Raw genomic sequence first — 9,920 nt, 5'->3', positions numbered from 1 at the left:
CCCGCGAGAACCAGGTCAGCCCCTCCCTGTTCAGCTTCAACTCCGAGGGCGCCTGCCCCCGTTGCCAGGGGCACGGCATCATCTACACCGACCTCGCCTTCATGGACCCGATGATCACGACCTGCGAAGACTCGTCCACCGCACCGGCCTGCTGCTGATCCGCACCCCCGAGGGCGCCGCCCGCTTCGACCGCGCCCTGGTCGACCTGTCCCGGCATGTTCCCGGCTTCGCCGCCGCCGTGACCGGCTGGCTGGCGCACGCGCCGCAGGAATGGGCGGCGGTCGTCGGCCCCAGCTCCCGCCGCACCATCGAGAACCTCGCGGGCGTGACCGTCCCGGCCTGAGCCCCGGCCGGTCCGCCCGCGTACGTGCACCCCGTCACAGCCCCGATGCCGATGCGGGCCGAGGGCGGGCGGCATGGCACCCTTAGACCTGCGTACTCGGTTTGGACGAGGTTTCGACAGGGAGCAGGCACAGTGCAGCGCTGGCGTGGCTTGGAGGACATCCCCCAGGACTGGGGGCGCAGCGTCGTCACCATCGGCTCCTACGACGGCGTGCACCGAGGGCACCAGCTGATCATCCGGCACGCGGTAGACCGCGCGCGGGAACTGGGCGTGCCGGCCGTCGTCGTCACCTTCGACCCGCACCCCAGCGAGGTGGTCCGCCCCGGCAGCCACCCGCCGCTGCTCGCCCCGCATCACCGGCGCGCCGAACTCATGGCCGAGCTGGGCGTGGACGCCGTGCTGATCCTGCCGTTCACCACCGAGTTCTCGAAGCTGTCCCCGGCCGACTTCGTCGTCAAGGTCCTGGTCGACAAGCTGCACGCCAAGGCGGTCGTCGAGGGCCCCAACTTCCGCTTCGGCCACAAGGCCGCCGGCACCGTGGAGTACCTCGCCGAGCAGGGCAAGGTGTACGACTTCGACGTCGAGGTCGTCGACCTGTACGTGAGCGGTGAGGCGGGTGGCGGTGAGCCGTTCTCCTCGACGCTGACCCGCCGTCTGGTCGCCGAGGGCGATGTCGCGGGTGCCGCCGAGATCCTGGGCCGGCCGCATCGTGTGGAGGGCGTCGTCGTGAGGGGCGCCCAGCGCGGGCGGGACATGGGGTTCCCCACGGCCAATGTGGAGACGCTGCCGCACACCGCGATCCCCGCGGACGGGGTCTACGCCGGGTGGCTGCACGCGCAGGGCGAGGCGATGCCGGCGGCGATCTCCGTCGGGACGAATCCGCAGTTCGACGGGACCGAGCGGACGGTGGAGGCGTATGCCATCGACCGGGTGGGGCTCGATCTGTACGGGCTGCATGTCGCCGTGGACTTCTTGGCGTTCGTGCGGGGGCAGGCGAAGTTCGAGACGCTGGACGCGTTGCTGGAGCAGATGTCCCGGGATGTCGAGCAGTGCCGGGAGCTGGTGGCGGCTGCCCAGGGGGCGTGAGCTGCTTGAGTGCCGGGTGCGGGGTGCTCCGTGGCTGATCGCGCCCACGCGGCGGAGCCGCACATCCAGCACAGCCCCGCGCCCCGTTCGGGGCGCTGAAGCTCAGCGTGTTGACCAGTGGCAGGCCACCTGGGCCTCACCGCTGCCGTGCAGGATCTTGAGGTCCTGGCCCTTGCACGCCTCCGCCACCCCCGCCCGTTCCGCCTCTCCGCTCGCCAGGATCTGGCAGCGGGCGTGGAAGCGGCAGCCTGAGGGGATGCGGGACGGGTCCGGGGGTTCGCCGGTGAGGACGACCGGGGCGCCGGGGGCCTCGGGGAGGACCGAGAGCAGGGCCTGGGTGTAGGGGTGGCGGGGGGCCGTCAGGACCTGTTCCACCGGGCCCGTCTCCACGATCCGGCCCAGGTACATCACCGCCACCCGGTCGGCGATGTTCCAGGCCAGCCCCAGGTCGTGCGTGACGACCAGGGCGGACAGGCCCAGGTCGGTGCGCAGGCGCAGCAGCAGGGCCAGGATCTCGCCGCGGACGGAGGCGTCGAGGGAGGCCACCGGCTCGTCGGCGACGAGGAGTTCGGGCTCCAGCACCAGCGCGCCCGCGATCACCACGCGCTGCCGCTGACCGCCGGACAGTTCGTGCGGGTAGCGCAGGAAGAAGCGTTCCGGGGGCCGCAGTCCCGCCCGGGACAGGGCCTCGGCGACCGCCGCCTGTTCGTCACCGGCGTAGCCGTGGATGCGCAGCCCCTCGGCGACCGCGTCGTACACCGTGTGCCGTGGGTTGAGCGAGCCGCTCGGATCCTGCAGGACCAGCTGGACGCGCTTGCGGTACGCCTTCAGGGAGCGGCCGGAGTAGTCCAGGGGCCGTCCGTCGAAGGTGACGCTGCCCGCGGTCGGCGTGACCAGGCCCAGCAGGGTGCGGGCCAGCGTCGTCTTGCCGCAGCCGGACTCGCCGACCAGGGCGACGATCTCGCCGGGACGGATGTCGAGGTCGACGCCGTCCACGGCACGGGCGGTGGGGGCGCCGTGCCGGCCGGGGAAGGTGACGTGCACGCCCTTCGCGCTGAGCAGGGCGGCCGTCGTCTCGGTGACGGCGGCGGGGGAGGGGGTCATGGGGTGCTGTGCCTCGCTTCCTCACTGGGCCGTGCCGCCTCGTCAGGCCGTGCCGCCTCGCTGGGCGGTGCTGCCTCGCCGGGCCGTGCCTCGGCCAGTGGTCCTGCTGTGTCGGCGTCGTCCTGCCCGACGCGTACGCATGCCGCCCGCCGGTCCGGGCCCGCCTCGCGCAGGGGCTGGTCCTGGGTGGCGCAGGAGTCCAGCGCCACCGGGCAGCGCGGATGGAACGTGCAGCCGTCCGGCAGGGCCGCCGGGTCCGGCGGATCGCCCGCCAGGCCCTGCGGCGCGAAGCGGGAGGACGGGTCGCCGATGCGGGGGAAGGCGGCCGAGAGGGCCTGGGCGTACGGATGCCGGGCGGCCTCGTAGACCTGAGCGGCGGGGCCCTCCTCGACCACCCGGCCCGCGTACATCACCGCGAGCCGGTCGCAGGTGTCGGCGAGCACCGCCAGATCGTGACTGATCATGATGAGGCCCACGTCCTGGTCGGCGACCAACTGCTCGATCAGCCGCAGGATCTGCGCCTGGATCATCACGTCGAGCGCGGTGGTCGGCTCGTCCGCGATGATCAGCCGGGGGTCGCAGGCCAGCGCCATGGCGATCATCACGCGCTGCCGCTGCCCGCCGGACAGCTCGTGCGGGTACGCCGTCGCACGGGCCGCCGGGAGACCGACCTGCTCCAGCAGCTCCCCGGCCCGCTTGCGTGCCGCGGCCGGTGTCCCCTTGCCGTGCAGCAGGATCGGCTCGGCGATCTGGTCGCCGATGCGGTGCACCGGGTTGAGGGAGTGCATCGCCCCCTGGAACACGATCGAGGCCCCGGCCCAGCGCATCGCCCGCACCCGGCCCCACTTCATGGCCAGCACGTCCTCGCCGTCCAGCAGGATCTCCCCGCCGACCCGGGCGCCCACCGGGAGCAGCCGCAGCAGCGCCAGCGCGAGCGTGGACTTGCCGCAGCCCGACTCACCGGCGATCCCGAGCTTCTGACCGGCCTCCAGGCGCAGATCCACCCCGCGCACGGCCGCCGCGCCGCCCGCGTACGTCACCGTCAGGTCCCTGACGTCGAGCAGACTCATCGCGACACCCCCAGCCTCGGGTTGAGGACCTGTTCCACGGCCCGCCCGCACAGCGTGAACGCCAGCGCCACGACCGCGATGGCGACCCCCGGCGGCACCAGATACCACCAGTGCCCCGAGCTCACGGCCCCCGCCTCCCGCGCGTCCTGCAGCAGCGCGCCCCAGGACACGACCGTCGGATCACTGAGCCCGAGGAAGGCGAGCGTGGCCTCCGCGAGAATCGCCGAGGAGATGATCAGGGTCGTCTGCGCCAGCACCAGCGGCATCACATTGGGCAGCACATGCCGGGACATGATGTGCCAGTGGCCGCCGCCGAGCGCCCGGGCCCGCTCGATGTACGGCCGGGTCTCCACGGCCAGCGTCTGCGCGCGCACCAGCCGGGCCGTGGTCGGCCAGGTCGTCACCCCGATCGCCACCACGATCGTGACCAGCGAACGGGGCATCACCGTGGCCAGCGCGATCGCCAGCACCAGCGTCGGCATCACCAGGAACCAGTCGGTGATCCGCATCATCACCGTCGCGTACCAGCCGCGGAAGTGCCCCGCCGTCACCCCGATCAGCGTGCCGATCGCCACCGACAGCACGGCGGCGAGCAGGCCGACCAGCAGCGACACCCGAGCACCCCAGATGACCAGGCCGAGCAGATTCCGCCCGAACTGGTCCGTGCCGAAGGGGAATTCCGTGCTCGGGCTCTCCAGCGGGCCGCCCGGCGCGTCGGTCACGTTGTCCACGTCGGAGCCGACCAGCAGCGGTGCGGCCAGCGCCAGCAGCGCGAACAGCAGCAGCGCGCCCAGGCCGAAGACCCCGGCCCGGTGTGTGCGGTACTCCCGCCAGAACCGCGCGGCCGACCGGCGCCTGCGTTGGCGGGCCAGCGCTCGTGGACGCACCGTCACGGCCACGGCCTTCCGCTGGTCCGGTGTCGTCGTGCCGTTCTCGGTCGTCATCGGCCCACCCGGGGGTCGAGCAGCGGATAGATCAGATCGGCCAGGGTGTTCATCACGATCACCGCGGCGGCGAACACGAAGAACAGCCCCTGCACCAGCGGCAGATCGGGCACGCTGAGCGCCTGGTAGAACAGCCCGCCGAGACCCGGCCAGGAGAACACCGTCTCCACCAGGATCACGCCGGCCACCGTCCGCCCGAGGTTGATGAAGATCAGCGTCACGGTCGGCAGCAGCGCGTTCGGTACGGCGTGCCGGCGCCGTACGAGATCGTCGCGCAGCCCCTTGGCGCGGGCGGTGGTCAGATAGTCGCTGCCCATCTCGTCCAGCAGCGCCGACCGGGTCACCAGCAGCGTCTGCCCGTACTCCACCGCGACCAGCGTCAGCACCGGCAGGATCAGATGGTGCGCCACGTCCAGGACGTACGCGAAGCCCTCCTCGCCGCCCGACTCCATGCCCCCGGTGGGGAACAGCCCCGGCAGCGGCCCGATGCCCACCGACAGCGTGACGATGAGCAGCAGCCCCAGCCAGAACGACGGGACCGAGTACAGCGTCAGCGCGAGGCCGGTGTTCAGCCGGTCGCCGGGCCGCCCGTGCCGCCACGCCGAGCGCGTCCCGAGGAAGATCCCCAGCACCGTGTACAGCACGAAGGCCGTACCGGTGAGCAGCAGCGTGTTCGGCAGCGCCTCGGTGATCTTGTCGATCACCGGGGCGTTGAACTGGTACGACGTCCCCAGATCGCCGGTGAGCGCCTTGCCGCAGTAGTCCGTGAACTGCTGCCACAGCGGCAGATCGAGACCGAACTGCTCCCGGTAATTGGCCAGTTGCTCGGCCGACACCTGACGCCCGCCGGTCATGAACTTCACCGGGTCGCCGGGGATCAGCCGGAACAGGAAGAAGCTGGTGACGAGCACGGCGAGCAGCGACACGGCCGCGCCCGCCACCTTGCCCGCCACATACCGCAGATACGCCGTGGTGGTGCGGGCGCGTGGCCCGCGGGGCGCCGCCGGCCCGTCCTGCACCGGACCGGCGGCTGACGACTTCTCGATCGGCGCGGACGCCGCGTCAGCGGTCATGAGCACCCGTGTTCACTATTCACGCTCCTCGGCAGTGGCCCGGCGCCGCATCGCCACGAACGCCCCCAGCCCCACCAGGACCACGACACCCGCGACGATCCCGATGACCACACCGGCCGACGACGAGTCGCCCGAGGAGTCACCGGAGTCCGCGGGCACCGCCGACCACCAGCTCCAGTAGCCGTCCTGGCCGTAGATGTTGCCCGCCTTGGCCGGCATGGTGGTGATCGACTTGATCTGGTCGGTGCGGTACGCCTCGACCGCGTTCGGATAGGCCATGACGTTCATGTACCCGAGGTCGTACAGCCGCGACTCCATCTGCTTGACGATGTCCGCCCGTTTGGCCGGGTCGTACTCGGCGAGCTGCTGGGCGTAGAGCTCGTCGTACTTCTTGTCGCAGATGAAGTTGTCGGTCGCGCCGGTGTCCTTCGGGGTCGCCGGGAGCGCCGCGCAGGTGTGGATGGACAGCACGAAGTCGGGGTCCGGGTTGACCGACCAGCCGTCGAAGGCGAGGTCGTACTCACCGGCCAGCCAGGGATCGGTCACGTTGTCCAGGCAGTTGAGCGTGACCCCTATGCCGAGCTCGCCCCACCACTCCTGGAGGTACTTGCCGATCGCCTTGTCGTTCGGGTCGGTGGCGTGGCACAGCACCCGGTAGTTGATCGGCTTGCCGTCCTTGCCGACGCGCTTGCCGTCGCCGTTCTTCTTGATCCCGGCTTGATCGAGCAGCTTGGCCGCCTCGGCCGGGTCGTACGCCAGCTCCTGGTCGGGCGACGGCTTCCAGAAGTACTGCGAGAAACGCGGCGGGATGTAGCCGGCGCCCTCCACGGCGTGCCCCTGGAACACCTTGTCGATGATGGTCTTGCGGTCCACCGCCCTGAACAGTGCCTGGCGCACGCGCTGGTCGAGCAGCGAGGGGTGGCCGTCACCCATCTTCTCGCCGTTCTTCGCCTTGGCGCCCGGGTTGGTGGCCAGCGCGTAGAAGCGGCGGCCCGGGGCGTCGTTGACCTTGATGTTCTTCTCGCCCTTCAGCGACGCGGCCTGAGCGGGCGTCAGGGACGGCGACCCGGCGACGAACGACACCTCGCCCTTGCGCAGCGCGGACACCGCCGCGTCCTGGTCCTTGTAGTAGCGGAAGACCAGCTCGTCGAACTTCGGCGCCCCGCGCCAGAAGTCCTTGTTGGCCTTCAGCCGCACATAGCTGTCGGCCTTGTAGTCGGTGAGGACGAACGGCCCGTTGCCGACGATGGGGAAGTCCTTGTCGTTGTTGAACTTCGCGTAGTCGTCGACCTTCTCCCACACGTGCTTGGGCACGATCGGCACGTCCAGCGCCGTCATCGTGGCCTGCGGCTTCTTCAGCTTGATGACCAGCTGGGTCGGGCTCGGCGCGGTCACCTTCTCGAAGTTCCCGACGAAGCTGCCGTTGGCGGTGGCCGCGCCCTCGTCGGTCATCATCGTGTTGAACGTCCACGCCGCGTCCTCGGCGGTGGCCTGCTTGCCGTCCGACCACTTGGAGTCGGAGCGGATCGTGTACGTCCAGGTCAACTTGTCCGGGGACGACTCCCACTTGGTGGCGAGCCCCGGGATGACGTGGTTGTCCTTGGGGTCGTAGTTGGTGAGGTACTCGTAGGTGAGCCGGTGGATGCTCGTACTGAGCAGCCGCACCGCCAGGAACGGGCTGAGCGAGTCGACGCTCTGCGCCACCGCGACCGTCAGCACCTTCTTGCCGTCGTCGGCCGCCCGGGCCTGCTGGGGCGCCGGGTTGAGCGGGGTCGCGAGCCCGGCGGTGAGGGTGAGCGCGGCGGCACCGGCCGCCGCGACGAGCCGCATACGGCCGGGAGTGCGCGCTGTGCGCTGTTGATCGCCGTACTGATCGTTCGTGTCCATAGGGTCGCTGACCTCGCGTCATCGCTCGCACGGGTAGGACGGGTTGATCAGATGAGTGTGGGGTGTGTCTATCAGCGGTATCTGCACGCGTCAACGGCGCGTGCACCCCATGTGGCCTGCGGAAATAACGAATTGGCGAGCATTTTTCGCCCATTGGTCGAGACCACTGACGCGCTCCTGGCCAGGGGGTGACGGCTGATTCCGGCCCCTGCGGGTGTGGTGGTCCGGAAAAGACGAACGGCCCCTCGAAAGGGGCCGATCGTGTGGTGTGCGGTGGGGGGTGGTTGACGGGTGCGGGCCGCCCTACTGATGTGACGGAGGCGGCGTGTGCGGCGCCTGCCCGGGCTGCTGCGGGTAGGGCTGGGCGGGCGGCTGCGGCTGACCGGGCTGCGGCTGCGGCTGTCCGTGCGGCGGCTGCGGCTGCTGTGGGTACGCGCCCGGCTGGCCAGGGACGGGCTGACCCGGGTACGGGGGCTGGCCGGGGGCCGGCTGGTGCTGGCCCGGGACCGGCGGTTGAGCACCGGGGAAGGGCTGGCCCGGCATGGGCCGGCCGGGGTGCGGCTGACCAGGCTGTGGCTGGCCGGGGATCGGCTGGCCCGGCAGGGGCGGGGCGGCGACCGGGGGCGGGTTGCCGTCCGAGGTCCACAGCCCGTGCGACTGCTGATGCCGTACGAAGTCCTCGGCGACCATCGCCGCGAGGTTGAAGTACGCCTCCCGCACCTTCGGCCGCATCATGTCCAGGTCGACCTCCGCACCGGCGGCCAGATGCTCGTCGAACGGCACGACGACCACGCCGCGGCACCGGGTCTCGAAGTGCGACACGATGTCCTCGACCTTGATCATCTTGCCGGTCTCGCGCACCCCGGAGATGACGGTGAGCGACCGTGAGACGAGATCCGCGTACCCGTGCGCCGACAGCCAGTCCAGCGTCGTACTCGCGCTGCTCGCACCGTCCACGGACGGCGTGGAGATGATGATGAGCTGGTCGGCGAGGTCGAGCACACCGCGCATGGCGCTGTAGAGCAGACCGGTACCGGAGTCGGTGAGGATGATCGGGTACTGCTTGCCGAGCACGTCGATCGCGCGCCGGTAGTCCTCGTCGTTGAACGTGGTGGACACGGCCGGGTCGACGTCGTTGGCGATGATCTCCAGCCCGGACGAGGCCTGGGAGGTGAACCGCCGGATGTCCATGTACGAGTTGAGGTACGGGATCGCCTGGACGAGGTCGCGGATGGTGGCCCCGGTCTCGCGCCGCACGCGGCGGCCGAGGGTGCCGGCGTCCGGGTTGGCGTCGATCGCGAGGATCTTGTCCTGCCGCTCGGAGGCGAGCGTCGAACCGAGGGCGGTGGTGGTCGTCGTCTTGCCGACACCGCCCTTGAGGCTGATCACGGCGATGCGATAGCAGGACAGCACCGGCGTGCGAATCAGGTCCAACTTCCGCTGCCGCTCGGCCTCTTCCTTCTTGCCGCCCAGCTTGAACCGCGAACCGCCGGCCGCGGGGCGGCTGCTCTTCGCCTTCTGCTTCTTGCTGTTGAGCAGCCGGTCCGACGACAGTTCCACGGCCGCGGTGTAACCGAGCGGCGCGGCACCGGGGTTGGTCGGCTGCCGCTGATCATGCTGCATGGGCTGCGGCCACGCGGCCCCGACCCGGGGGTCGACGGGCGCGTGGGGCTGCTGCGGCTGCGGAGGCACTCCGGTCTGCTGCGGCTGTGCCTGCGGGGGGACGCCGGGCTGCTGGGCCTGTGCCTGCGGAGGTACGCCCGGCTGCTGGTCCTGCTGCGCGGGCGGCTGCTGCGGGAAGCCGTAGCCGCCACCGGCCGCGGGCGCACCGGGCTGGGGGAAGCCGTACCCCGCTTGCGGGTTGGGCTGGGCCGACGGTTGGGGCTGGGGCTGCGGGACCGCCTGCGCGGCTTCCGCTCCCTGGGCTCCGGGCTGCGGGAAGCCGTACCCGGCCTGGGGGATGGGCGGTTGAGGCTGGGACTGCGGGGCCTGTACGGCACCTGACCCCTGTGCTTCGGGCTGCGGGAATCCGTACCCGGCCTGCGGGCTGGGCTGCTGGGCCGGTGCCTGCGGTGCCTGCGGTGCCTCGGCATCCGGCTTCGGGAAGCCGTAGCCACCCTGGGCATCCGGAGCAGGCTGCTGCTGGGGCGCAGGGCTGTCGGGGATGCCGGGCTGGGGGAAGCCGTAACCGGCCTGCGGGGTGGGCTGCTGCTGGGGCGGCGTCTGGGCGCCCGGTGCGTTCCAGGCGGCCGATCCAGGCGGCCTTCGCCCACAGGCCGACGCCGCACCCGGCGAGCAGCAGGCCGCCCGCGGCGGGCGCGGCGAAGGCGCTGCCGAGGGCTGCGAGGAAGGCGAGCAGCAGCCACCAGCGGTGCCCGCGACGCCAGTTGCGGGCGGTCACCGCGCGGTCCTG

Annotated in this window: 7 protein-coding genes and 2 pseudogenes; 2 read left to right on the top strand and 7 right to left on the bottom strand. The window is 71.3% G+C overall.

The genetic code is table 11. The features are described from left to right. Together N4P33_RS27845 and N4P33_RS27840 are read left to right on the top strand one after the other, a co-directional pair. Positions 1-343: hypothetical protein (locus tag N4P33_RS27845; RefSeq protein WP_399030231.1), on the top strand; the 343-nt coding region annotated here is incomplete at its 5' end. Between the two features lie 132 nt (positions 344-475). Then, positions 476-1,429: a bifunctional riboflavin kinase/FAD synthetase gene (locus N4P33_RS27840; protein WP_260829570.1), complete on the top strand. Its 954-nt coding sequence runs from the start codon at positions 476-478 to the stop codon at positions 1,427-1,429. Between the two features lie 102 nt (positions 1,430-1,531). On the opposite strand, the gene N4P33_RS27835 is transcribed toward N4P33_RS27840, so the two are convergent. The 7 genes and pseudogenes from N4P33_RS27835 to N4P33_RS35755 all read right to left on the bottom strand — a co-directional run. After that, positions 1,532-2,533 carry an ABC transporter ATP-binding protein gene (locus tag N4P33_RS27835; RefSeq protein WP_260829569.1) on the bottom strand — a complete coding sequence of 334 codons (1,002 nt, stop codon included), beginning with the start codon at positions 2,531-2,533 and terminating at the stop codon, positions 1,532-1,534. Beyond that, positions 2,530-3,603: an ABC transporter ATP-binding protein gene (locus N4P33_RS27830; protein WP_260829568.1), complete on the bottom strand. Its 1,074-nt coding sequence runs from the start codon at positions 3,601-3,603 to the stop codon at positions 2,530-2,532. The genes N4P33_RS27835 and N4P33_RS27830 overlap by 4 nt, the downstream gene beginning before the upstream one ends. Beyond that, a complete protein-coding gene (locus N4P33_RS27825; RefSeq protein ID WP_260829567.1) occupies positions 3,600-4,547 on the bottom strand; it encodes an ABC transporter permease in 948 nt (315 codons plus the stop codon). The genes N4P33_RS27830 and N4P33_RS27825 overlap by 4 nt, the downstream gene beginning before the upstream one ends. After that, the gene (locus N4P33_RS27820; protein ID WP_260829566.1) at positions 4,544-5,620 is read right to left on the bottom strand and encodes an ABC transporter permease; all 1,077 of its coding nucleotides are present in this window, start codon (positions 5,618-5,620) and stop codon (positions 4,544-4,546) included. Before N4P33_RS27820 ends, N4P33_RS27825 begins: the two co-directional genes overlap by 4 nt. A 15-nt stretch (positions 5,621-5,635) precedes the next feature. After that, the gene (locus N4P33_RS27815; protein ID WP_260829565.1) at positions 5,636-7,507 is read right to left on the bottom strand and encodes an ABC transporter substrate-binding protein; all 1,872 of its coding nucleotides are present in this window, start codon (positions 7,505-7,507) and stop codon (positions 5,636-5,638) included. 303 nt (positions 7,508-7,810) lie between these two features. After that, positions 7,811-9,655 (bottom strand): annotated as a pseudogene (locus tag N4P33_RS27810) (MinD/ParA family protein); the annotation flags it as partial. 82 nt (positions 9,656-9,737) lie between these two features. After that, a pseudogene (locus N4P33_RS35755) lies at positions 9,738-9,920 on the bottom strand (hypothetical protein); the annotation flags it as partial.

This window comes from Streptomyces sp. 15-116A, assembly GCF_025290915.1.
Lineage (GTDB): Bacteria > Actinomycetota > Actinomycetes > Streptomycetales > Streptomycetaceae > Streptomyces.
Note: the sequence above shows the minus strand (reverse complement) of the source record. Positions and strands in the feature narration are given on the sequence as shown.